This window comes from Bacillus sp. RC51, assembly GCF_044908115.1.
GTDB classification, from domain to species: Bacteria; Bacillota; Bacilli; order Bacillales; family Bacillaceae_G; genus Bacillus_A; species Bacillus_A mycoides.
The window spans coordinates 365,885-390,786 of sequence record NZ_JBIYCW010000001.1 but is presented as its reverse complement, the minus strand read 5'-3'; the positions used below and the strand labels follow the sequence as shown (position 1 = coordinate 390,786).

Genomic DNA, 24,902 nt, shown 5'->3' with positions numbered 1-24,902 from the left:
TAATCAGTGGGGTTTTGTTCATCCCTCACTGATTATTAGTTGAACCAATCGGGCGTTTACCGGCAGTTGATCTCCCACCTAACTTCTTTGCTCCAGTCGCATTTTGAGGTGGGAGTTTTACTGCCCGCAAATAGCGGGATAAATGCAAGACAGCACGAGTAGGAGGAAAGAATTTTGTCTACTTCAAAAGTTTTAAAAGGTACCGCTTTATTAAGTGGTGCAACAATGATTTCACGAATTTTAGGTTTTATATACTTTTTCCCCTTTCAATTATTAGTTGGAACGCAAGGCGTCGCTTTATATGGATACGCATACTCTTGGTACGGTATTTTATTAAGCTTTTCAACAGCTGGTATTCCTATTGCCGTCTCAAAATTTGTTGCAAAACATAATGCGCTCGGTGATTATAGTACAAGCAAAAAATTATACAACTCTAGCGTAAAATTAATGTTGTTTATGGGCTTTTTAGGGTTTTTAACTTTATTTATTGGGGCACCGTACATATCACAATTTATTATTCGCTCAAAAACGCCAGATCCACAATTTATCGCTGACGTAACACTTACGATGCGAGCATTAAGTTTCGCACTTATTATCGTACCAGCTATGAGTGTTACACGTGGTTATTTCCAAGGTTTTCAACATATGAAACCAAGTGCTGTTTCTCAAGTCGTAGAACAAATCGCACGTGTCGTTTTCATTTTAGTTGGTAGTTTTATCGTTTCAAAACTATTAGGGGGTTCAGTCGCCTCTTCTGTTGCAGTTGCTACGTTTGGCGCTGTTATCGGAGCGCTTGCCAGCGTCTCTATTTTAATGATGTACTGGAAAAAATATAACGGATTAAAGCCTCCCGAAGGTGAATTAAAGTCAAGGGCATCCGATATTCCATTAAAAAATATTTATATAGAATTACTTCGATATGCAATCCCAATTGTATTTGTCGGTATTGCAATTCCGCTCTATACGTTAGTAGATCAATATACCGTAGCTGATGTCCTTAGAGCGATGGGAGAGCCTTTAGAAACCGCGAATGCAGTTTTCGCTTATATAACGAACTATGCACAAAAGTTAATTATGATTCCCGCTTCACTTGCAACTGGATTCTCATTAACAATTATTCCGGCTATAACGAAATCATTTACAAGCGGGAAACTAGAAGAATTACAAGAACAAATTTCAAAGATATTCCAAGTATTGTTATTCTTCACTATCCCAGCCGCATTCGGTCTAGCAAGTATCGCTTACGATGCATTCCGCATGGTTTATGTAAATCCTGAAATTGCACTTGGTGGATCACAATATTTAATTTCATTTGCACCTTCTGCTGTATTAAGTGCAATTTTCACAGTTTCAGCCGCTATATTACAAGGAATTGATTATCAAAGAAAAACAATGATCGCATTCTCAGCCGGTATTCTCGTTAAAATTGTGATGAACACACCGCTCTTACATTTATTCGGTGGACATGGTGCTGTACTTGGAACAATTCTTGGATATCTCGTTTCAAATATTATTATGTTGTACTGCATCGTTAAGTTTGCGAAATTTAAAATTGGCGAAACGGCAAAAACAGTATTTCTTATTACGATTTACTCCGCAGCAATGTCTGCTGTTGTAATTGCATTAAGAGCAATTATAAGCTGGATTATTCCTGGACAATCTTATGTAGAATCACTGATCATTGTGTTTATATGCGCCGCAGCAGGAGGACTTGTTTATCTTTTATTCGTATTAACGAGTGGACTTGCCTCGCATATTCTCGGTGATAGGATTCAACGATTACCTATACTAGGAAAGTTAGTAAAATAAAAAAACAAGAGATGTAACGCGTTGTTACATCTCTTGTTTTTTCACTTCGCATATTGAATGCGCTTTTGTTGTTCAGCAATATTTAATTCTGGAGCATATTGTTCTACTAAATGTAATACCTCTTCGATCAACACTTCTAACTCCTGTACACTATACTCCGGTTCCCCTATCAGCGTATCCGCCATACGCTCATATAGATTTTCAGGTTTAATATTCATACGCTCTACATTATAAGCCATCCATTTAAATGCAGGATGGTGCACGTACATTCTATTCAAACCGAATAAAACACCGAATAAATCCCTTTGTACTTCACAAATAACATCATAAAGCATAAGCCAATCTTTCCGTTTTAAAAGCGCCTCTCGATTATGCCAACGATTACTAAACCAAAGATTTTCTGAGATCATCCTTTTCGCCAGTTCTTCTGGATATGCTTCAACCCTATCTTTTAGAGCATGTACTTTCACTTCTCCATACAAACTCACACCATCATGAACCGATGATACAATACATTGTTTCTCATAATTTATATCATACTGCTCTACAACATCTGAAATAACCTTTTTTGCTGTCACTGTTAAAAAATTACTAATCTCTAGTTTAATTCCTTCTTTCGTCAAATACGTTTCCGACCATTCTTCTTCCTCGTATGGATGATATGACAAAATAGTGCCACCTATAGTTTCGATTGGCTTTTGACGGTCTTTATCCTCAGGTAATGCTGACCATAAAATATGTAATTCGATATCCGAATGTTCATCTTCTAATTTTCTCGCTACAGAGCCTGCTAAAATAATAGATTCGACTTTCGGATTTCGCCTATAAATCTCCGATATTTCTATCGCTTTCTCTTTTAATCCCATCTCATTTCCCCCTAAAACTGCAGTACTCCCCTTACTTTTCATTTATCTATTTCGATATTAAACATTATATTACCTTTTCAAATTCCCACTAAATCATATTTCTACCCAATAACGTTGAACAATTTCGCCAGAATTAGAAGAAACTACTTCATTTTCTAGCACACCACCAACCTTTTGAATCGTTTTAGCCGAACCAATATTAGCTTTATCACAAGTTATTAGCACTTTCTTCAACCCTAACTTTTGCGCTTCACTTAATGCAAGTTTCAATTGTTTTGTCGCGTAACCTAGGCGACGTTTATTCGGATGGATACTATAACCGATATGACCGCTTTCCAGCAATAATTCTGGATTTAATCGATGTCTAATATTCACAAAACCGATAAGTTCTCCTTTTTCAAAACTTAAAAACTGACTAGATGGCACTCGATTTGCTTGTAAGTTTTCTCCTACTTCTTGTATACTCACTTTTTCAAACCATTCATCTAGTGAATCAAAATTTTGTAAAGAACAACTACCGTGCGGTTCCTCTCCTGCATGTAAAAATGCCTGCCTATACTCCATAATTTGTTCGCTATATTCGTATGTTGGTTTCAATAGCTTCATTGTCATTCTCCCCACTCACCCATTATCTATTTTTCTAAAAGAAACACCTTAATAGGGGATTTTCATCCTTACTATTAAGGTGTTTCCATCAATTTTATTCAAATAGCCCCATACTTAAATAGCGTTCCCCTGTATCAGGTGCAATACATAAAACCTTTTTACCAGCACCTAAACGCTTCGCTATCATTATTGCGGCGTACACAGAAGCTCCTGAAGATGGTCCTACTAATAAGCCTTCTTGTCTTGCTAAGTTTCTCATTGTAGTTAATGCTTCTTCATCCGCAATTTGAATAATTTCGTTATACACTTCTGTATTTAAGTTTTTGGGAATAAACCCTGGGCTTGTTCCGACTAGTTTATGAGGGCCTGGAACACCGCCAGATAACACTGGGGATCCTTTCGGTTCTACTACTGCAATATATAAGTTTGGTAGTTTCTCTTTTAACGTTTCACCGGCCCCTGTAATTGTTCCGCCTGTTCCTGCGGTTGCTACAAATGCATCAAGTTCTCCATCCATTTGTTCATAAATTTCAAGTGCAGTCGTATAACGATGAATATTCGGATTTGCTGGGTTTTCAAATTGCTGCGGAATAAAACTATTTGGAATTTCTTTTTGTAACTCTACCGCCTTCGCAATTGCTCCTGGCATTCTTTGTTCTGCTGGTGTTAAAACTACTTCTGCGCCGTATGCTTTCAATAAATTAATACGCTCTTTGGACATATTATCTGGCATAATTAAAATAGCTTTATATCCTTTAGCAGCTGCATTCATCGCTAAGCCAATTCCTGTATTTCCACTTGTCGGTTCAATAATTGTATCACCTGGCTTAATGAGACCGTGTTCCTCGGCAATATGAATTAAGTTATAAGCAGCACGATCTTTCACACTGCGTGACGGATTAAACATTTCCAGTTTTACATACACATCCGCTGCGTCCTCTGGAATAAATTTAGATAATCGGACAACAGGTGTATCTCCTATTAATTCTGTAACGTTTTCACATAATTTCATAGCGCATCCCCTATTCTATCGTTTTCTTATCATTTGGCAGTAACAATGAAGTAAGTCCAATTAATGGTAAACCACTACATAATAGCATAATAAATTGAAGACTATACATATCAGCTAATTTCCCAAGGACTACAGCACCTAATGCTCCAAGACCAAACGCAAGACCGACAATTAATCCTGACACCATTCCAACTTTCCCTGGAACAAGTTCTTGTGCATATACAACGATTACACTAAAACTACTAGAGCTAATAAATCCAATGCATAAAAATAACGGTACAACCCACATAAGAGAAACGTGAGGTAACAATAGTGCAAGCGGCGCTGAACCGAGCATCGAAAAGACAATAATCTTTTTCTTACCGAATCGATCCGCTAGCGGACCACCAAAGAAAGTACCTAATACACCAGCAATCATAAAAGCGAAGACGAAATACTGTGCATTTTTTATAGATAAACCGTAATGCTCTATTAAATAAAATTGATAGAAATTCCCGATACCAGCACCGTACCAAGAACGTACAAATGTTAGAAAAACAAGAAGTATAATAACAAATTTAATGTGCGTACTTACAATCGCATTTTCAGCCTCAAGTGCAGCCCTCTTTTTCCTTCTTACAGCACCAGTGGCTAATTCATTTTTATACCAATTTGATACGAAAATTAGTAATACAATTCCTACTGCTGCAAAGGCTGTAAAACCTAAAGAACCAATTTGACCGAGCGGAACGAAAATTAATGCTGTAAAAATAGGTGCTAGAGAATTCCCTGTATTTCCCCCCACTTGATAAATCGCTTGTGCTAAACCTCGTTTTGCACCGGCTGCCATATAAGCAACACGAGCGCCCTCCGGATGAAAGACCGCGGAACCTAATCCTATAAATAAAACAGAAATAATAACAACTATAAAGTTCGGTGCAAATGCGAGTCCAATCATCCCAAGCATACTCGAAAACATACCGAGCGGTAATAAAAATGGTGACGGCTTCTTATCTGAATACATCCCAAAAACCGGCTGCATAATCGATGACGTCATATTTAACGCAAACGCAATCCACCCTACTTGCATATAGGATAAATTCATCGTTTTTTCCAAAATAGGAAACAACGCTGGCACAACTGCTTGCATCGAATCATTCAAAAAATGTCCGAAACTAATCGCAAATAATATTCGATATATTGTCGGTGTTTCTACTGTATTTTTTTGTGAAACTGCCTGCATATGTGTATTTCTCCTTCCTGTACAAAATGTATATTTATTACAGTTATTGTAATAAATTTAGACTTTAATCAGAATAAATTCTGAGTTTTGAAACATTTCTATTCTATACTGGTTTCATTTCTTTTTCCAGAAATTCAACTTCTAAAAAAATATATTTTTTCTATCTGCTTTGTCGGATTTATTCATATGAACTCTTTGTATTTTCTTTTATACTAAGGCAGGACGAAAGGAAGGCTTGCAATTATGAAGAAAAAGACGATCCTAAAACATATTAGGATCGCCTTTTTTTATTAAATAGAAAAACGCTTATATTTCTCATAATCACTCGTCTTACATTCTAGTGCCATTTTCGTACCTTCGTTTTCATAACTCGTAGATAAAACGTGTGCATGATTGTTGAAATACGAAACTACCTGCCCTTGATCATACGGAATTAACATTTCACACGTCGTATACTCTTTATAAATGTGTGAGCGAACTACTTCTACAAGCTCTTTAATTCCAACATGTTTCTTCGCAGATAGATAAACGCGATCTTCTTGCACTTTCGGAATTTCAACATCTACCAAATCTGATTTGTTATATGCATAAATCGTCGGGATATTTTCCACGCCAATTTTCTTTAACGTTTCATTTGTAATATCAATTAATTGCTCATAATTGGGATTTGAGTAATCTACAACGTGAATAAGTAAATCTGCTTCCGCCACTTCCTCTAACGTTGAACGGAATGCTTTCACAAGATGATGCGGTAATTTACTTACAAATCCAACAGTATCCGTTAATAAAAATGATTTATTATCCGGCAAATCAATATTTCGTACAGATGTCTCTAACGTCGCAAATAACATATCTTTTTCAAATACTTGTTTTTCTACAGTACCATTAAAAATTTCAAGCATTGTATTCATTATCGTTGATTTACCTGCATTCGTATATCCTACTAATGATACAACTGGCATTTCATTTTTCTTACGTTGTTTACGCTGCGTTTGACGCTGTGCAACAAGTGCCTCTAATTCTTTATTTAGAGCTACAATTTGTTCTTCAATTTTACGACGGTCTAATTCCAACTTCTTCTCACCGACGCCTTTATTTTTCGTGCCAACTCCCCCGCTTTGTCTTCCTAAAGATTCACGAAGACCGATTAAACGAGGCATCATGTACTGAAGATGGGCCACTTCTACTTGCAACTGCGCTTCTTTCGTTTTCGCACGCTGCGCAAAAATATCCAAAATTAAAATGGTACGATCAATTACTTTACAATCTAAATCCTCTTCTAAATTTCGAATTTGTGAAGGAGATAATTCGTCATTAAAGATGACCATATTTGCATCTGCTTCTTTCACATATGCTGCTACTTCTTCAATCTTCCCTTTTCCAATATAATGCGACGGATTTACTCGTTGTAAATTTTGCGTCACTTGACCGATTACTTCCACATCACAAGCTTCCGTAAGATTTGCTAACTCTTCCATCGAATATGCAAAATCAGCTTCCTTACCTAAATTTACTCCAACTAATATTGCTCTTTGTAATAATTCTTCCATATATTTATTCCTCCATTTCGATTACGCAAAATAAAAAACACAGGTCACTGCCTGTGTTTTTGTAAACGGATAAGGGTTCACCAAAGAAATAGAAGAAAGCAGTGCTTTCGTCCTATACATGGTCAAAAAGTCCCAAGATAGTATACGTATCCAACAAGTGTTCACCTATACTATCCCATTCTATTTATAAAGGCAAAACAAAAAGAGGGCGTATTCGTCCCTCCCTCTTTTTCACATATAAGCTTAATAAAGGGTTCCTTTAAAATAGGCAGACCAATCCCGTTCACTCTGTACACAGACAGAGCCTTTGAGCGCTATTCAATTATCGGCACAAAGTATTGAGACGTAATCTGATTAAGATCAAAGGAAGCCCCTCCGTTCATTTTAAGTTACATAAAGTGTAGCATAAGTAATTCGCTTTCACAAGATTAAACCACCTATAGAAACCGAAAGAAAATCTTTATATTTTTACTTTAATCGTCATTTATTGCGAGTTCTTCTCACAATAAAAATAACAACAGCAATTAACAATAAAACACCTATAGAAATGATAGTTACTTGCCACCAACTTAAACCGCTTACCATTTCATCTTTTAAATCCACTTTCTTCGTCGGAACAGACTCTTTTGCAATATGACGTAAAGCCATTTTCTCTATCTCTGCCTCATCTAATCTCTTCGTTCCACTGCAGCTAGATGTCTCCAACAGTTTCACTTCTCCTCTATGAGAAGAGAACACTAGGTACTCTCCTCCCTCTGCAAAACGAAACGCACAACTACTACTACTGCTTGTATATATAATAATTTGCGAAGAACTTGTCCCTTTCCAAATTTTCTTCACTTCAAATAATGTTGTCATTCTTCCGTCCTTCTCTTGAACTTCTAATACCTTACCTTCAAACACTACATCATTTTGTTGTAACCTCTCTTCTGGTGATGCTTTAGTACAATCACAAGCATAAGATTTCTCTGGTAAAATAAAATAAGTAAAGCTACAAATTAAAACAAGAGACAATACATATACGATTCTTTTCAAGAATCTCAAACCCCTTCATTATCAAATTTAGAAGCTTTCCGTATATTATTTGGACATCACTCCTCAAATCCCTTTCCGTTTATTAAAATATATTAATTTTATTAAACAGAAAATCTTTATCAATATTTTTACGATCTAATATTAGTATCAGATTATAAAAATAAGTTAGGAGATGTTCTTATGAATTCTCAATCTCGTATTACTGCAATTGGTACTTATGTTCCAGATCAAATATTATCTAATAACGATTTAGAAAAGAAGGAAAATTAAATAATGGAGATACACTTTTACTGTAGGGATTTGGCGATGGGTGTATGCATTTAGGGCTTATTGTGGAGTGGGATTTAAACTGAAATTTCCTTTTATACAACTAACATTACGGTAAATGAAATTATATCAACGATTCCAGTTAGACTATTAGTTGATCACAAAAAAGCGGCATTCAAAGATTGATTATCTCCCTTTGAACGCCGCTTCTTTTATCTGAATTTTATTTACCTGTCCGAGACCATATCACAACTGGAATAAGCAGTAAGGCTACAGCCCCTCCCGCTAATGATAATGCCGCATAACTTGAATTAGCTACTACCATACCTGACATCGCTCCACCAGAAGCTCCAGCTAACGCAACAAATACATCTATTTTCCCTTGTGTTTTTGCACGTGTAGAAGGTATAGTTGCATCAACAATTTGAGCTGTACCACTTATTAAACCGAGGTTCCACCCTAACCCAAGTAAAGACAGAGCAACAATTAATAATAGTAAAGAATCACTCGGCGCTATCGCAGCTATGACACCCGCCGCTAGTAAAATTACTCCACCAGCTATACTCATCGTAGTTCGGCCGATTTTATCAATTAACATTCCTGTAACGAGAGACGGAAGATACATTGCACCTACATGAAAACCAATTACAAGCCCTATTGCACTTAAACCATGACCATGATGCCCCATATGAACTGGCGTCATCGTCATAATCGCAACCATCACTATTTGAGTAAGTATCATTACGATTGCTCCAACAGTAACACCACGTTTATTTTCTATCATTTCTTCTGTTACTGGTTGCCCTTTATATGTATGTTCTTGTTTATATGTTTCTATTATGTTAGCAATAATTAACGGATCTGGACGAAGCATAACAAAAAGTACAAGACCCGCAAGTATAAATGCCGCTGCTGATAATATGAACGGACCAGCAAGGTTAGGAATTCCAATTGAATGGGCAAAATCTCCCATTACGCCTACTAAATTTGGACCAGCTACCGCACCAAAAGTCGTCATAACCATCGTAATACTAATAGCAGTTGCTCGTTGTTTCTTATCTGCTAAATCGGTACCAGCATAACGAGCTTGTAGATTCGTCGCTGTACCCGCACCATATATGAGTAAAGAAACTAGTAATAGAATAATACTATTTGTTAACGCAGCCAATACAACTCCAATAGCTCCTAGTCCTCCTACTATAAACCCTGTTGCAAGTCCTATTCGGCGACCATATTTTTGCGATAACTTCCCAACAAAGAAAGCCGCTACCGCAGATCCCATTGTAAACATAGCAGCCGGTAATCCTGCATACGCATCCGTCCCAAGCATTTGCTGCGCAAGAAGTGCACCTACTGTAATTCCAGCGGCTAACCCGGCTCCGCCAAACATTTGTGAAATACTTACGATTATTAACGTTCGTTTATATAATTTTTGTTGCTCTTCTTCTGTATACATATGATTACTTATTGAAGCATCCGCCTTATCTAGCATTTTCTCACCCACTTAATAAAATTCATTACTCTTGTTAATGTACTATGTTTAACGTTACATATTCAATGTCATTTTTCATCCGTCTCTTTAATTATTAAAAAATCTCTAACTATAACTTATCTCATGCTATATTAAAAATACTACTATTCACAATATACAAGGAGAAAACAATAAAAAAAACACTAGAATTATGCGAAGCTTGCAAACATAATCCAGTACAGGAAATAGAAGAATCTGATGAAGCAAATCAACCTTATAAATTATGTAGCTTAGAACCTTGCATCGGCATAGATTTTGTTGGTTTTAATAATAAGAGGCATTACAGTCATAAGTTTAACGAATTAAACCCAGATTTTTCATACTAGCGTAAAGAAAAACAGGCTGCTATTAGCCTGTTTTTCTTTACACTTCCTCTACCACTCTTTCCCTTCTCTTTTTACTCAAAGCCTTTCCTTCCCAAAATAACAAACTTACTAAAGCACAAATTAAAATAACTGGAACACTCGCTTTATATAAATCAGTAAAACTCATAGCCATCTTATTTTTGGCATACCGACTTACATCTTTTGAAAATGCAAGTACTTCTTTCTTTATACTCTCCTCTTGTTTTTCAACTTCTTTTGTTACTTGATTCGTAATTTCTTCTCTTTTTATCTCTCGATATTCTACTGGAACGCCACTTAATACTTCATCCACTTTTTGGTGAATTAATTCGTCTTTTTTCTCTTTACTTAATCCCACCAATGTTTCATTTTGTTTCTTTTCTACATTTGTTTCTATACTTTGTTTCTCTATTTTTTCTTTTGTTATTTGTAATATCTCAGCTCGCTCGGCACTACTCACATGAATATTACGCACTTTTTCTTTTGCATAACGATATACATTCTCTTTATTTAAAGATAAGTTGTGAGTTAAATTAGATACAAATATTGCAACCGCTAATACAATACCTACTTGACGTAACATCGATACGACAGTTTGAGAAGCAGTTAATAATTCCCCTTCAAACGAAGATGCACTTAAAACTGTAATTGGCCCCACTACTAAACCATATCCAACACCTAATATCATACACGGAATAATAATTTCTATATTTGTTGAATTGACGTCAATCATTTGCAACCAATAGTAGGATAGGCCCATAACAAGAAACCCTGACAAAATAATAGTTACTTTTCCAAGCTTTTTAATTAAAGTTGCTGCAACAGGTGAGATAAAAAATATCATCGCTGAAATAGGTGTCACTAGAAAAGCAGCTTCAATTTCCGTTCGATGCTGTATTTTTGTCAAAAAAGTTGGAAGCAATACAGTAACGCCAATTAAGAATAAATTACTTAATATAACAACGATAGACGCTCCGACAAACATTCGATCTTTAAATAAATTTAAATTCACCATTGGATTATGAATCTTTCGTTCCACTAAAACAAATAGAATAAGAGAAATAGTGCTAATTGCATAACAAGACAAAGCAATATTACTTTGCCATCCCCACGTATTGCCTTTCACTAATACGAGAGTAAAAGAAAAAATCGCTAAACTACTTAATACGAGTCCAATCCAATCAATTTTTGAGATAATACGTTCTTCATTTTTTATTTGTAGCATAATACAGCATAAAATGATTCCAAGAATACAAATCGGAACATTGACGAAGAACACCCATCTCCATCCTACATTTTGCGTAATAATTCCGCCTATTACCGGACCAAGTGCAGCTGACAATCCTTGCGTTACTCCTAAAATAGCAAGTGCAACATGCCTCTTTGCTAACGGCATAGCTGATACACCTATTACCATACTCGTTGGAAATAAAATTGCAGCACCAACACTTTGTATAAAACGAGAAAAAATAAGGAAGTCACCTGTATTAGCAAAAGCACAAAGCACTGATCCACCACCAAAAATAATTAAACCGAGAATATACACCTTTGCTTTCCCAAAAATATCAGCTATCCGTCCTAGCGGGATTGCGAGTACTGCAATCGTCATTGTATAAACATTTAATACCCAAGACATCTTCTCTAATGAAGTATTTACACTCGATTGTATTGCTGGTAAAGCTATATTCATAATCGTTGTATCAATCATACAAAGAAAAATACCTAAGCACATTAAAAAGACAATCTTAATACCCTTTGACTGCTCCATGTTAATCTACCCCTTTATTTATTGTGAACGTGTTTTTCATTCTTCCGTTTTATTGTTTTCTTTTGCTTCTAATTGCTGTAACTTCCTCTTCAACATCTCTACTTGTGCACTATATGATGCAATACCTACATCGAGCGAAATTTCTTCAACAAAAGTAATACCTTCTCTCCATTTTTCATATTTCAAACGAAGATCCGCAATGTACGCTTCTTTCCTTTCAATTTCGTCTTCAATCCATTTTTTTATCGCCCTATCATCACTATAATTACCAAAATACATCCTCATTAAAAAATCTGAACGTAAAACGTCTTTCTCTACATCCGTTTGCATGTATTTATAAAACTCTTCACGCCCTTCATCTGTAATAAAGTACATTTTCTTATTCGGTTTCCCTTCTTGCATAACAACCTCTTTTTTTATTTTCCCCTCTTTTTCTAATTGTCTTAAAGTTGGGTAAATCATTCCAAAGCTTCCATCAAAAAAATGAGTAAATACATCTTCAAACAAAATTTTAATATCATAACCAGACAATTCTTTTTCCATTAATAAACCTAAAACAACATCTCTTCCCTTCAAAATAAGACCCCCACATAGTATATAATCAATAATCATATTAACAATGTTAATATGATTATTGATTATATACCTTATTCTGTAAATTGTAAAATGTTTCTAACTAAAAAAGCTGTCTTGTAATTTGGTTTTTCCAAATTACAGGACAGCCTCTATTCATAGTTCCTATACAAAACTTTTTACTATTTAACTCCTACATCTTGCATAGATTCAGTTTCCTTTTTCTTACCTTCTTTTATTTCATAGTAATAAGAAGGTAATTCTATATTATGTTCTAAGAAGTAATCCTCAATTAATGAAATAATCACTTTCAATGTTTTCAAACGAGCGTATAATTTATCATTACTCGCAATAATATTCCATTTAGCATTCGGCTTATTTGTTTCTTCAAACATATCTTCCATTGCTTCGACATACTCATCCCATTTTTCACGATTACGCCAGTCTTCGTCTGTAATTTTCCATCTTTTAAGAGGGTTGTTCTCTCTTTCTGTAAATCTCTTTAACTGTTCGTCATTACTAATATGATAGAAAAACTTTCCTATTATGTAATGATCATCAGTTAATAGTTTTTCGAAATCATTAATTTCACCATACGCTCTCGTCCACTCTTCCTTTGTGGCGAACTCTTCAACACGCTCAACTAATACACGCCCATACCATGAACGGTCGAATATAGTAATTTGCCCATATTGAGGAAGTTTCCGCCAAAAACGTTGCAAATAATGATACCGTTTTTCATGAGGAGCAGGCGCTCCAATTGGATTTACTTGGAATCCGCGTGGATCAAGATGCTCAGTCACTCGCTTAATTGCTCCGCCTTTACCTGCCGCATCCCAACCTTCCATAACAATCATAACGGCTATTTTCTCTTCTTTTAATATTTGTTGTAGTGCTAATAAACGCATTTGATATTTTTCAAGTTTCTTATTGTACTTAGATTTTGATTCAATTTTTTTCGTTAAATCTACTTTAGCAAGATGCTCTTTTTCCATCAAACGAATCCCCCTTGTTATATGACAATGTTATTTTAACATATTTATTGGTAATTTTTTCTTGTTTGAAAAAAGCTGTGTAGAAAATCTCTACACAGCTTCTTTCTCTAATTGTACATCCACCTCAATATTCTCTCTTCTATTCCTTACAGCTTTCATAAAGAATACAACAGTTAAAATAACTGTAATAATCGCACCTACAATATACGATGTATTTAGCGGAATATTAAAACCAATTTTCGCATTTAAAATATAAACAACTGTCATGAGCGTCATAAATATCGCTGGAATTAAAGAAACGATATACTGTTTCCCTTTTATAAATAAATACATCGTTCCAATCCATAACGCAATGGCTGCAGTCGATTGGTTAGCCCAAGAGAAATATCTCCATAATAGTGTAAAGTCAATTTTCGTTAAACCATATGCAATAACAAATAATGGAATCGCAATAATTAAGCGATTTTTTAATTTTGTTTGATTGAAATGGAAGTAATCCGCAATAATAGAACGTGCCGTACGGAATGCTGTGTCTCCAGATGTAATTGGTAATACAATGACACCAAGAACAGCTATTGTGCCCCCCACAGCACCTAACATCGTCTTCGAGATTTCACTTACAACCGCAGCTGGTGTACCCGATTTAATTAGCTCATTTAATTCACCGTAAGAGAAAATACTCATTGCCGCAGCTGCCCAGATCATTGCAATTATCGCTTCTGCAATCATCATACCGAAAAATACATAACGGCCATGTTTCTCCGTTTGAAGTGTACGTGAAATAATTGGTGATTGTGTTGCGTGGAATCCTGATAAGGCACCACACGTAATCGTCAACATTAATAATGGGAAAATAGGTGCATTGTCTGGATGCATATTTTCAAACGTTAGCTCTGGAATAGGAGAGCCTTTTATTATCATCATTCCCCCTATGCCAATAGCACTTATTAGCAATAATGCACCTAATACCGGATAAATTTTACCAATAATTTTATCAATCGGTAAAATAGTCGATAAAATGTAATATATGAAAATTACAGATAAAATAATAGTTATTGACACTTTTCCTTGCAATACAATATCAAGTAATGATGCTGGTGTTGTTATAAATACAGTTCCTACTAATACTAAAAGTAACAATGAAAAAACATTTACAATATGTCTCATTGCATTCCCTAAAAATTTCCCTGCTAATTCAGGAATATGCGCCCCTTTATTTCGTATAGAAATCATCCCTGTAAGATAATCATGAACGGCTCCTGCAAAAATCGCTCCTATCACAATCCAGACAAATGCAACTGGACCATATAAAGCACCTAATATTGGTCCGAATATAGGACCAGTACCTGCAATATTAAGTAATTGAATCATAGAATTCTTTCGCCTATCCATAGGTACATAATCTATCCCATCTTGATTCACATAAGCTGGTGTCTTTCTCGAATAATTTACTCCAAATATCTTTTCAATTAACTTTCCATATGTAAAATAACCGATTATCAATACGACGATTGACACTAAAAATGTAATCACTTCTATCCCCTCCCCCTTCAGAAAGCATTTTCTTATTTCCATATAAGAAATCGCTTTCAATTTATTCTAGCATATTTAACTATATTAAATAAATGATTTATACAGAATTTTTAGCATATTCTTTTTATAAGATAAAAAAACAGCCTCTCTTATTTACAATATCCCCTTACATTATATGGTATATTTTTTCACAAAGAGAAGATAATAACAAATAAATCCATTAAAGAATGGGAGCTCTCTAAAAATGAAACGAAAAATATTTTCTCTCTTTTCACTAATCTGCTTAGCACTACCAATACAAGCTAGTGCATACACATTTCAATCACTACCAATTGCGTCAAAGTCTAAACAGTGGTATATCGAAATTGACAAATCTCATAACTCAAACAAGCAAGCCGTGCAGCCAAAACAAGGTGTATATGATACGTATAGTTTACTCTTAAAAAATATTGGTAATGATGTTGCAAATGTATCGGTGGAAATACTTGATAACACACCTACATCTAAAGCTACCTTTAATCCTACTTCATCTAATAACAACGTTTCAAAAAGTCATACAAGCTTTGACTACATGGTATTCCCATTAGACTTTAATAGCCATAATTTTAAAGTTGTCATTACTTGGGAAGAAAAGAATTTCTCTTACAACGGTCATCCAGTACATGAGAGTAAAAAAATGAAGCAAACATTTGTGTTTAATGAAGAGTAAGTCCTAATTTGATTAGGGCTTACTCTTTATTTACAAAACCCGATTGAATTGCTTCTGTCACTTCTTTTGCAATATGTATTTTTGTAGCGTCTACACAGATTTTTTTGTCCCAAACATGTACGGAAGGCTCTTCATTAGACAAATGCTTAATTAAGATGAGTCGATTATATATCATTTTATTTTCTATAGGAGTAGCAATATACACCGTGAAATTCCTTGCTTCAAATACCTTTTCTCCCAAAACGTATTTACATCCCAACTCATGTACTACTAAATCATGTAGATTTTCTATAGTCATATACCATTCCCCCTTTTTGCCTACATAATCAATCGAACCGCCGAATACTTGGTACAGACAATGCCATTCCAATTGTTATGAGTACTAAAATAGCTAGCATTATAATTGTTATCTTTCCACCTATTACAGTAGCTAACCAGCCTACCACCACATACCCTAATGGTAATAAAGCAAATGAGCCTAACATATCAAGACTTGCCACTCTTCCAAAAGCTTCTTCTGGTACAAGCTCTTGTAAACTTGTTTCCCAAATAAGCCCAAATATCATGATACCGAATCCTTCAATTGCCATTAATCCAATTAAGGCGGGTGCCCAAGAAACGAAAGGCATAATTAATAACGCCATTCCACTAATTAAAACACCACCATACGCAAGTAATCCTCTCTTATGCCACCGCTGCCTCCCACCAAAAATTAGTGCTGCAATTACAGCTCCAGCACCAGAAGCAGCCATACCTAAGCCATACACGTAAGCTTCAAAATGATGATGAACATTAAACAACCATGGAATTAATACAACGATAATGCCTGCATAACAAATATTAACGAAAGAAAAGACTAGAATGGTAATCCACAACCACGGATGACTTTTTAAAACTAAAATACCTTCCATAAACTCTTGTTTGTAATCGATCTTACTCTTTTCAATGGGTTTTACTTTTTTAAACTTAATTTCTTTTAAAAATAATAAACATAAAAATGATAACAAATACGTTGCTGCATCTAGTCCGAATCCTATCCCTGCAGATGTAACCGATACTATTAACCCACCAAGTGCTGGGCCAATTAATCGTATTCCTTGATTACTCATTTGCGTTAATGCATTAGCTGCATTTCGAATTTCCGGTACAAATACTTTCGCTCTTACAGCTGAATACGCCGGCTGAAATATCCCTTCCATAAGTCCATATAACGCTACGAGTACATATAGAAGTGAAATTGTTAAAACGTCCATAAATATAAGCGTTGCAAGTAATAGCATTAATATGCAGCGGATTATATCTGTAAATAACATCAATTTCACCCGGTCAATTCGATCCACGACTAATCCAGCAAACGGTAACGCAAGAATATTAGGAAGCATGTACATTGCCATAGTCATTCCCATTACAACTGTTGAACCAGTTAATGAATACACAACGACTGGCAGAATAACCATCGTTATCGAACTACCTAAAGTCGAAAGTAATTGCCCAATCCATAAAAACTTAAAGTGCGGTGACACTTTAACTGGCAATAACAATTTACCGACATAACCTAAATTTTTCTCTGTTGGTATTTCTCCTTGCATATCTCTCTCCTCTTTTCAAATTAAGTCAATACCAAAAACAAACACAGAAAATTCAATCTTTAATAACTTTAATTATATATGGAACTGTTAAATTATTGGTAGAAATATAAAAAAGAACATCATAATGAATCTACACATATTACGTGTTGAATATAAATAAAAAAGGTGTTTTCATATATGAAAACACCTTTTTTATTTATAATTTTAAGTTCTTCTTCAATGTCCAATATTTTTCTGGAGCATTTTCAAGTGAGAATTCTACCCAGCCATTTGGATCTTCACGATATACGTTTACTTTTGTACCATTTTCTAATTTTCCAACTTCATTTTGTGTAACGTTTGGTACACTCTTAATTGGGTTGTTAAACGGGAATGGAACTTGATAGTAAGACCCTACCGACTGAACAGTAGTTTTTGCGTCTTTTGCATAATCTTTATATGGAATTGTTTCGCCTAATGCATCTACATTTAATGTATTAGGGTTTTTCGGTAATCGTTTGACATTTTGATAATCCTTGTTATTGAAAGGCTTAATACGTTCCATAATATTAGCAATTTTGCCAGCCCATTCTTTATCAGTTGAATACATTACATTCATCGCAGGTAATGTGTAACCTTTGAAATACTTAGCACCTTGTTCTAAGTAATTCTTTCTCACATAATCAGCATTGTATGAAATACTTAATCCATAAGATGGTAAATATTTTGCATGTGCGAATGGATCCCAATCATACGCTCGTAGTCCAAATAAATTATGTTTACGATATGCAATTTCTGATTTCCCGTATCCAGACTCTAAGATTGCATGTGCTGCTAAATATAAAGAGTTCACGCCATACTCGTTTTGCGCTTTAATAAAGTCTTGTCCAACTCCAACAAGCGGACTATCGGGATGATATCTTTTAATATAATTATCAATCTCTTGAGCTGTTACATTAGAAGGTAATGTTACATCTAAATCGATATATGATGCCATGGCGTTATATAAAAATTGTGCATATTCTTCACGTGTTAAAACACCTGTTGGATTAAATGCACCTGCTCCATTACCTGCAGCAACACCGTTAGACTCTAATGCACTAATCGCTTCATTTGCCCAATGATCTTTCGGAACATCATTAAATGTATGATTAGCTTTTACTTTTAGTTTAAAGGCTTTCTGTAAAATTACAGCCATTTCAGCACGAGTTAAAGATTCTTTCGGTCTAAATGTTCCTTTACCATCACCTACGAAAATCCCCATATCTGTTAAAGCTAAAATTTCTTTTTGGAACATTGTTGTCCCTTCGTTAATATCAGAGTATGGATTTTTATATTCGCTTTTCGCTTCTGGTTTTAATGCACGATATATTAATGCGGCTACTTGCTCACGATTTACAACATCCCCGAATCCAAACTTACCATTATCATATCCTGCAATAATTTCTTTTGATGTTAAATTAGTAATTGCTTTATACGACCAATGATCTTTCGGAACGTCTGGAAATTCTTTTTCAGCTGCAAATGAAGTTGCCGGAGCCATCACTACTTGAAGTGCGACTGTCACTGCTAACACATTAGAAATAACTTTTTTCATATTTTTTAACACGTTATGTATATGCTTGTCCCGTGTTAACTTGCCTCCCTTTATAATAAAATTTTCCCTATCAAACTAACAAACTCTTAATTAGTCAACAGTAAAAGTATACGTGATACAAATAAACTAATCTACCATTATTTTATTTATAATCAGTATAATACGATATATCTTTTTATTTTGATACAAAATTATATAAACTCATATGAAAAGCCCATCTCTATATAGAAGATGGGCTTAGCAAAAGATGTTTTTATTTAGCCAAACGATATTTTGAAACATTGAAACCTTTCCACTCATAATAATCTAAAATACCAGCATAAACTGCTTCAGCAGCAATTTGTCTTCCTGATTCTGAAGCCAACTTCTCATAATCTGCACTATTATCTAAAAATGCTAGTTCAGTTAATACTGCAGGCATCTCATTTTCTCTTAGTACATAAAAGTCTTCTGGTTTCGCACCACGATTTCTTGTATCTAGAGCTTTAACTACTCGTTTTTGTATTTTCTCTGCTAACATACGACTATCTTTTTCACGTTCAGTTAATTCTTTCGTTTCAGATCCTTTATAATAAAAAGTCTCCGTTCCATATCCATCATGATTGTTAGAGCCATTTGCATGAATACTTATAAAAATATCTCCATTATGCTCTTTCGCGAACTCTACACGGTTTTTAAGGTCCTCAGGTTGATTTTCACCAAGACGGATATCCGTTTCACGTGTTAACAACACATGGAATGGAGTATTTTTATCTAGTAATTTTTGTAATCTTTTCGATGTATCTAATACAATATCACTTTCATATAATCCTTGTGTCGGCTTCCCAGAATCTTTCCCACCATGACCTGGATCAATAATAATTACTTTTCCTTCTAATGCATCTGGAATTTTAAGAGAATCTGATTTTGCAATAAATTGCGCTGCTTCTGCCTTCGTTACAGTTTTATTAGGTAGCCAAGCTGTACTAGTTACACCTTGTGAAATATTCAATTCTACTAAAATGTTCGCTTTATCTTTTCCCCAACTAGGATTTAAATCTGCAAATTTTGTTGGTAATGGTTGTTTTACTTTCGCATCTAATTTATACGCCCCAACAAGCATCGCTGCCATAGAAACTCGGTCAATTTTACCGTCTGGATCAAAAATCCCGTTTCCTTTCCCTGCAATTACTCCTGCTTTTTCTACAGCGGCAATAAATCGAGTTGCCCAATGAGTTTTAGAATCTGTAAAGGTTGGCTGAGCCGCATTATCAATCGGTAACTTTAAAGTTTGCGCAATAATTGTTGCTGCTTCTGCACGAGTGATTTCTTTTCCAGGCTCGAACATTCCTGCATCATTACCTTTAATTGCACCTTTCTCTACTAAATAGTAAATAGAACCTTCTGCCCAGCCCCCTGCTGGGACATCTGGAAATGTTTTTGTTTGTGCGAAACTACTAGATGAATAAGATAATATACTAGCTGCAATTATTCCTGCTGCGATTATTCTATTTTTCATAGAATATATTCCCCTCTCAAGTACAATGTTTTTATGTAACAGACTAATTATAGTTCTGAAAATTAGTAATAGTCAATCGAATTTTGTATAATTTTGTATAATTTTGTATTATTATTGTATTTTTTGGAACAAATAACTATAGTTAAACTATAAGATTCTTATTATATAAGAGGAGAGATTCGTATGAGCACGAATTGGAAAAGCGTCGAACACCGCATTTATACAATGTGTATGATTCAGCATAATAACGAAGTATTACTAATACAACGGCCGGATCATCTAGGCTTCCCTGGTTACATCGCTCCTGGCGGTAAAGTAGATTTTCCAGAAAGTATCGTTCAAGCTGCTAAACGAGAAGTAAAAGAAGAAACTGGATTACTTGTTTCAAATTTAACTTTTAAGGGATTAGATGCATACGTAAATCCGAAAGAAAATGTTCGATATATGGTATTTAACTATTGGACAGATTCATTTGAAGGTGAACTCCTTTTGAATCCTCCTGAAGGCGAATTATTATGGGTGCCAATTGATACAGCACTCAATCTTCCTATGCAAGATTGGTTTAAAGAGAGATTCCCATTATTTTTTGAAAAAGGTACGTTTGAAATTCAGCGTGTTTGGGACCAAGACTTGGATAAACAAGTTGCTATGACAATTATCCATACGTAAAAAAGCTTGGAATCTCTCCAAGCCTTTCTTACTTTCCCTCTATTTTCTTAATCTCATAATCAATTTCTAAAAAATTAACTCCAAATATCCACATTCTATGATTAGCTTCTAATATTCGATCCTTTCTCTCTTTAATAATAAAAGTCTCTGCTAATGGTAAGCGTATTGTAAAGAAGCGGGTATGTAAGTATATCCCTTCATCTCCCTTACGACGCTCTCTTAGCTTACTTGTAATCATTAACTGGTTCGTATCATTGTACAACTTCAAAATACCAGTCATATTCGAATATGGTAAAGGCAATGCGATATTCATATATGTCTCGTTCTTGTATGCATGCTTTGAATAGAGGGCTACAAAAACAGACTCTCCTGCTTCATTTTTTCTTAGCCAAGCCCTTACATTCTCTCTTCCATCCTTCTCATCTATTATCCCAATGATAGAGCCATGCATCGTTTCCCACTTGCCGCCCATTCCTAAATGTATTTGTCCTACACGCTTACTCATTTTCTCATAACAAAATGCAACCGGGCGGAACCAACGAGTCCATTTAATATGCGATTGTAACTCATACTCTTTTGTATTTTCATAAAAACGAATAATACTTAAAGGAATCTTCGTCATGTCAAATGCCTCACTATGAAAATCATTCATTTTATCAACTAAACCTTTGTATTCCTTGCTATCTATTAAATTTCTGTTATGTAAAAATGCTTCACCAACTGTCGCATTTCCTCTTAACCTGCTCATTGTTTTCCCGTAATATTTATAATTCGGAGTACTCTTTTCAATCATCCAACCAAGAAAAGCTGGTAACGCTACTCCAATTCCATTTACAACACCGTGAATCCAGACCATTTGTGCAATTGTAATCGTCATTACTTGTTTGAAATTCCCGTATGAATATATGAGTGAAAACATTATTGTTACCATAAGTGTACTAGAAGAAAGAACTAAAAGTACCTTCGCACTTATAGTATTGAATTTCGTTCTCCACACGTAAACTCCATATCCATAAATGGCACATAAATATATGAACACTGCAAAAAATTCAAATACCCTCGAATACGTAATTCCTATTGCAACTGTCATTGGAGAAATGACGATGATAAACATAATAGCATCATATAACTTACTTCCCTGTTCTCTTTTTCTTCCAAGTAAACCAGCTGATAACGGCAATAGAAATGCCGAATAATGAAAGTGTGCCGCTGTAAGTAAAACAATGTCAGAACTAAAGTGCATAATTGAAACCTTTGCTACTGAAGCAAAAAACCAAAAACCACCTAAAAACAAATAAATAAACGCACTATCTATAGCTACTTCTTCTAGAGGCTTCCATCCTCTTTCTAGCAATCTACTTACACCAAATAATGCAACGATTCCTGTATATACAAACCAAAGTAGCGCAAAGAAAAAGTGATTTGTTACGAAAGCTAGCATTGCACTAACTGCTGCAATTGGATATAAAAGCGATACAAATTTATAAAATAATACATACGATCCATTTCTTGTTTTCTTATCAATAATGCAAAATGACATCGGTATAAATAACAAAATAGATAACAATATGATTGCTTCAACAGGATTTACATTCGACCACTCGTATATTAGAAATATAATATAACAAGCAAGCCCAAATAGTATATTTTTCATCTCGTTTATTTCCTTTCCACAAATGTTCCCTTATATGAAAATAACGAACCAATTAACGGATTCCGTACTTGTACATGAATTCGAAAACATTGCAGTGCATCATCATAACTTTCAACAATTTTTGCCTCTCCATATAAAAATTTTGGTAACGGAATTTTTCTACCAAACATATAAAACCATTGTTTCTTTGAGGAAATATGTATCCCGCCTTTTTCATCAATATAGAAATTCAATGTAGAAACGAGTATATGTGGCTCACCAAAATAATCTACAATTTCATTATTCTCTTCATCCAACTTCATAACAGCGTTAAAATATCTTTTCTTATTATGAAAATAAAAAGTACGATTCCACCGTACAAATTCTTTCCCCTGTCCATCTCGCTCAGCGGTATTATGTATCACAAACGGAACTTTTTGCCCTCGCTCAGAGAAAAACATACGGAACTTCGATGTAATTTTTAATATTAATTTAACGAAAAAAGATCCCCCATAAATTTCATCCATTTCCCCTTCCCCAATAAAGCTATTTTCCTTTGTTATCGCATATCGTCCCTGCAATTTTGGATGAAGCCTTTTATAAGAATCCCCTAATAATCTTTCATAAATATTAACCATATACTTATCCCTTTCTCGTCCTCTTGCAATTTTTTGCGCTTGGCAAATTAGTGCTATTTATATAACCGACAATCGATAACCCTATTAGAAGAAAATTTAATGTAATCGGATTAAACGGTTGCGTAAAACTAGCGATATTCGTCGATCCTGCCGCTAATGTTAAAACTATCAACAATATAATATGCAATATAAATAGTTTTCGCTTTTGAAGTGGCAATAGCCACATAACACCCCATATTATTTCTAAAAATCCAACTATTTTAAGTATAAAAATACTACTTTCATTCGATCCGATTAGTGCAGAAAGCATCTTTACTTCTTCTGAATGAGTAAACATCAATTTCGGTACAATCCCTTGATATAACCATACGAAAGCAAATAAAAAGCAAACTAGCCAATACGTCATCGTTCTTCTAATTAGCAACTTTGGATGAAGTCCCTTTTCTAACCATAATTTTAAAGCATCAAAACTCCATGCTGTTGCCCAACCTAATAGTGGACGAAAAATATATAAATCCATCACATTTCCTATACGACCTAACCTTGTATCATAATCATATTGCGTTTCAAAATGAATATGTTCTCCATTCGGGGTATACTTCCAATAACCACGCCCAATTTGTATAAGTGATAATTGATTGTCTGTCCAAAATTTCAAAGAGGAAATGCGCTCCCCAGTTTCTTTTCTTATTTCACCTATCGATTCCCCTTCTCCGGCTATTTCAAGACCAAATCCGATCTTTGTTTTATATAAAAACTTCTGTGGTTCTCCCTCTTTTTTTTCTAAATACGAAATTTCAGTAAAACGAGCATCCCATTCTGTATGTATATCAGGCTCTTGTGTATATGCCCATAGTTTCTCCATTGTTGTGTTCATTTCTGTTGCTACATAAATAGGTTTTTTCTTCCCCATCCTTCCACCTCCCATGCGCTATATTTTCAATGTACATGCAATGAATTTATTTTGCTACATTTTTCACAAACTAATTTAATAAAAAGATAGAATTTCAAAAAAATACAAAAAACACTTGATTCCCTGAAAAATTTAAATTATTATAAAACAAATGTTACCAACAACTTCATAAATCATACACTCTCGCCTAAAACGTGAGATAGAGGTTGCAACGCTTATAAGTATTCTAAAGGAGACACAGAGATGTCTATGATTTTAGAGGAAAGGAAGTGTTGCCGAAATTGATAAATTTCTCTGCATTTATCAATTGGGGCTGTTTTCGAATAGAAACAGAACTGTCATATGTACAGACGTGTACGTATGAAGAGCTATCTACAAAAAAGAGATATCATTTTTATGATATTCCTTTTTTGGCGGTTTTTTTATTAGCTCCGTTTTCTGTTTCCCTTTTCCTGTAACAGCACCATCCTCACTTATTTGAGATGGTGTTTTTTGTTTTTCTCTCTGGTAACTACAGGAATATTGGGATTTGTATATGTCCTAACCTATTCTTAAAAATGGACGAA

The 24,902-nt window shown here is 34.7% G+C and carries 22 protein-coding genes, 1 pseudogene and 1 riboswitch; of the genes and pseudogenes, 5 read left to right on the top strand and 18 right to left on the bottom strand.

Going from position 1 to position 24,902, the window contains the following annotated elements:
- Positions 1-174: 174 nt before the first annotated feature.
- The gene (locus ABH959_RS02045) at positions 175-1,809 is read left to right on the top strand and encodes a putative polysaccharide biosynthesis protein (protein ID WP_113938103.1); all 1,635 of its coding nucleotides are present in this window, start codon (positions 175-177) and stop codon (positions 1,807-1,809) included.
- A gap of 41 nt (positions 1,810-1,850) precedes the next feature.
- Here ABH959_RS02045 and ABH959_RS02040 read toward each other — a convergent pair whose 3' ends face one another.
- From ABH959_RS02040 to ABH959_RS02015, 6 genes are all read right to left on the bottom strand, one after another.
- Positions 1,851-2,675, bottom strand: a complete 825-nt coding sequence (locus tag ABH959_RS02040; protein ID WP_113938102.1) for a DUF4037 domain-containing protein — start codon at positions 2,673-2,675, stop codon at positions 1,851-1,853.
- 93 nt (positions 2,676-2,768) lie between these two features.
- Positions 2,769-3,281 (bottom strand): GNAT family N-acetyltransferase, encoded by a 513-nt coding sequence (locus tag ABH959_RS02035; protein WP_002165982.1) that lies wholly within the window; start codon positions 3,279-3,281, stop codon positions 2,769-2,771.
- Positions 3,282-3,375: 94 nt separating this feature from the next.
- The gene (gene cysK / locus ABH959_RS02030; protein WP_404492224.1) at positions 3,376-4,293 is read right to left on the bottom strand and encodes a cysteine synthase A; all 918 of its coding nucleotides are present in this window, start codon (positions 4,291-4,293) and stop codon (positions 3,376-3,378) included.
- Between the two features lie 10 nt (positions 4,294-4,303).
- Positions 4,304-5,515, bottom strand: coding sequence for an MFS transporter (locus ABH959_RS02025; RefSeq protein WP_002012170.1), 1,212 nt, complete (start codon positions 5,513-5,515; stop codon positions 4,304-4,306).
- A 290-nt stretch (positions 5,516-5,805) separates the two neighbouring features.
- A complete protein-coding gene (gene hflX, locus ABH959_RS02020; RefSeq protein WP_404492223.1) occupies positions 5,806-7,065 on the bottom strand; it encodes a GTPase HflX in 1,260 nt (419 codons plus the stop codon).
- A 480-nt stretch (positions 7,066-7,545) separates the two neighbouring features.
- On the bottom strand, positions 7,546-8,100 hold the full coding sequence (locus tag ABH959_RS02015; protein ID WP_404492222.1) for a cobalamin biosynthesis protein CbiN: 555 nt from the start codon (positions 8,098-8,100) through the stop codon (positions 7,546-7,548).
- Positions 8,101-8,280: 180 nt separating this feature from the next.
- Here ABH959_RS02015 and ABH959_RS02010 point away from each other — a divergent pair.
- Positions 8,281-8,358, top strand: a pseudogene (locus ABH959_RS02010) (3-oxoacyl-ACP synthase); the annotation flags it as partial.
- 232 nt (positions 8,359-8,590) lie between these two features.
- Here ABH959_RS02010 and ABH959_RS02005 read toward each other — a convergent pair.
- Positions 8,591-9,859: an MFS transporter gene (locus ABH959_RS02005; protein WP_078184293.1), complete on the bottom strand. Its 1,269-nt coding sequence runs from the start codon at positions 9,857-9,859 to the stop codon at positions 8,591-8,593.
- A gap of 170 nt (positions 9,860-10,029) precedes the next feature.
- On the opposite strand from ABH959_RS02005, the gene ABH959_RS02000 reads away from it, so the two are divergent.
- The gene (locus tag ABH959_RS02000; protein WP_404492327.1) at positions 10,030-10,224 is read left to right on the top strand and encodes a hypothetical protein; all 195 of its coding nucleotides are present in this window, start codon (positions 10,030-10,032) and stop codon (positions 10,222-10,224) included.
- Between the two features lie 37 nt (positions 10,225-10,261).
- On the opposite strand, the gene ABH959_RS01995 is transcribed toward ABH959_RS02000, so the two are convergent.
- The 4 genes from ABH959_RS01995 to ABH959_RS01980 all read right to left on the bottom strand — a co-directional run bounded on the left by ABH959_RS01995 (position 10,262) and on the right by ABH959_RS01980 (position 15,111).
- On the bottom strand, positions 10,262-12,010 hold the full coding sequence (locus tag ABH959_RS01995; protein WP_404492221.1) for an MFS transporter: 1,749 nt from the start codon (positions 12,008-12,010) through the stop codon (positions 10,262-10,264).
- Positions 12,011-12,046: 36 nt separating this feature from the next.
- A complete protein-coding gene (locus tag ABH959_RS01990; protein WP_219301977.1) occupies positions 12,047-12,586 on the bottom strand; it encodes a PadR family transcriptional regulator in 540 nt (179 codons plus the stop codon).
- Positions 12,587-12,765: 179 nt separating this feature from the next.
- The gene (locus ABH959_RS01985) at positions 12,766-13,578 is read right to left on the bottom strand and encodes a polyphosphate kinase 2 family protein (RefSeq protein ID WP_404492220.1); all 813 of its coding nucleotides are present in this window, start codon (positions 13,576-13,578) and stop codon (positions 12,766-12,768) included.
- A gap of 90 nt (positions 13,579-13,668) precedes the next feature.
- Positions 13,669-15,111: a carbon starvation CstA family protein gene (locus ABH959_RS01980; RefSeq protein WP_404492219.1), complete on the bottom strand. Its 1,443-nt coding sequence runs from the start codon at positions 15,109-15,111 to the stop codon at positions 13,669-13,671.
- A 244-nt stretch (positions 15,112-15,355) separates the two neighbouring features.
- Between ABH959_RS01980 and ABH959_RS01975 the strand changes: the two genes are divergently transcribed.
- Positions 15,356-15,820: a hypothetical protein gene (locus ABH959_RS01975; protein WP_404492218.1), complete on the top strand. Its 465-nt coding sequence runs from the start codon at positions 15,356-15,358 to the stop codon at positions 15,818-15,820.
- Between the two features lie 19 nt (positions 15,821-15,839).
- Here ABH959_RS01975 and ABH959_RS01970 read toward each other — a convergent pair whose 3' ends face one another.
- From ABH959_RS01970 to ABH959_RS01955, 4 genes are all read right to left on the bottom strand, one after another.
- Complete coding sequence (locus tag ABH959_RS01970) at positions 15,840-16,118, bottom strand: hypothetical protein (protein ID WP_404492217.1); 279 nt, start codon at positions 16,116-16,118, stop codon at positions 15,840-15,842.
- A gap of 28 nt (positions 16,119-16,146) precedes the next feature.
- Positions 16,147-17,409: an MFS transporter gene (locus ABH959_RS01965; RefSeq protein WP_113938094.1), complete on the bottom strand. Its 1,263-nt coding sequence runs from the start codon at positions 17,407-17,409 to the stop codon at positions 16,147-16,149.
- Between the two features lie 196 nt (positions 17,410-17,605).
- On the bottom strand, positions 17,606-18,985 hold the full coding sequence (locus ABH959_RS01960; RefSeq protein WP_404444758.1) for an S-layer homology domain-containing protein: 1,380 nt from the start codon (positions 18,983-18,985) through the stop codon (positions 17,606-17,608).
- Positions 18,986-19,238: 253 nt separating this feature from the next.
- Entirely contained in the window at positions 19,239-20,483 is a 1,245-nt protein-coding gene (locus ABH959_RS01955) for an N-acetylmuramoyl-L-alanine amidase (protein ID WP_113938093.1), read from the bottom strand.
- Positions 20,484-20,666: 183 nt separating this feature from the next.
- On the opposite strand from ABH959_RS01955, the gene ABH959_RS01950 reads away from it, so the two are divergent.
- Positions 20,667-21,152 carry an 8-oxo-dGTP diphosphatase gene (locus tag ABH959_RS01950; protein ID WP_404492216.1) on the top strand — a complete coding sequence of 162 codons (486 nt, stop codon included), beginning with the start codon at positions 20,667-20,669 and terminating at the stop codon, positions 21,150-21,152.
- A gap of 28 nt (positions 21,153-21,180) precedes the next feature.
- Here the strand turns inward: ABH959_RS01950 and ABH959_RS01945 are convergent, their stop codons facing one another.
- From ABH959_RS01945 to ABH959_RS01935, 3 genes are read right to left on the bottom strand one after another with little or no spacing between them, the layout of a single operon-like run.
- Complete coding sequence (locus tag ABH959_RS01945) at positions 21,181-22,806, bottom strand: YndJ family protein (protein ID WP_404492215.1); 1,626 nt, start codon at positions 22,804-22,806, stop codon at positions 21,181-21,183.
- A 5-nt stretch (positions 22,807-22,811) separates the two neighbouring features.
- The gene (locus tag ABH959_RS01940) at positions 22,812-23,423 is read right to left on the bottom strand and encodes a DUF4166 domain-containing protein (protein ID WP_113938090.1); all 612 of its coding nucleotides are present in this window, start codon (positions 23,421-23,423) and stop codon (positions 22,812-22,814) included.
- A 4-nt stretch (positions 23,424-23,427) separates the two neighbouring features.
- Entirely contained in the window at positions 23,428-24,336 is a 909-nt protein-coding gene (locus ABH959_RS01935; RefSeq protein WP_404492214.1) for a DoxX-like family protein, read from the bottom strand.
- A gap of 192 nt (positions 24,337-24,528) precedes the next feature.
- A riboswitch (Lysine riboswitch) is annotated at positions 24,529-24,715 on the top strand.
- Positions 24,716-24,902 lie beyond the last annotated feature (187 nt).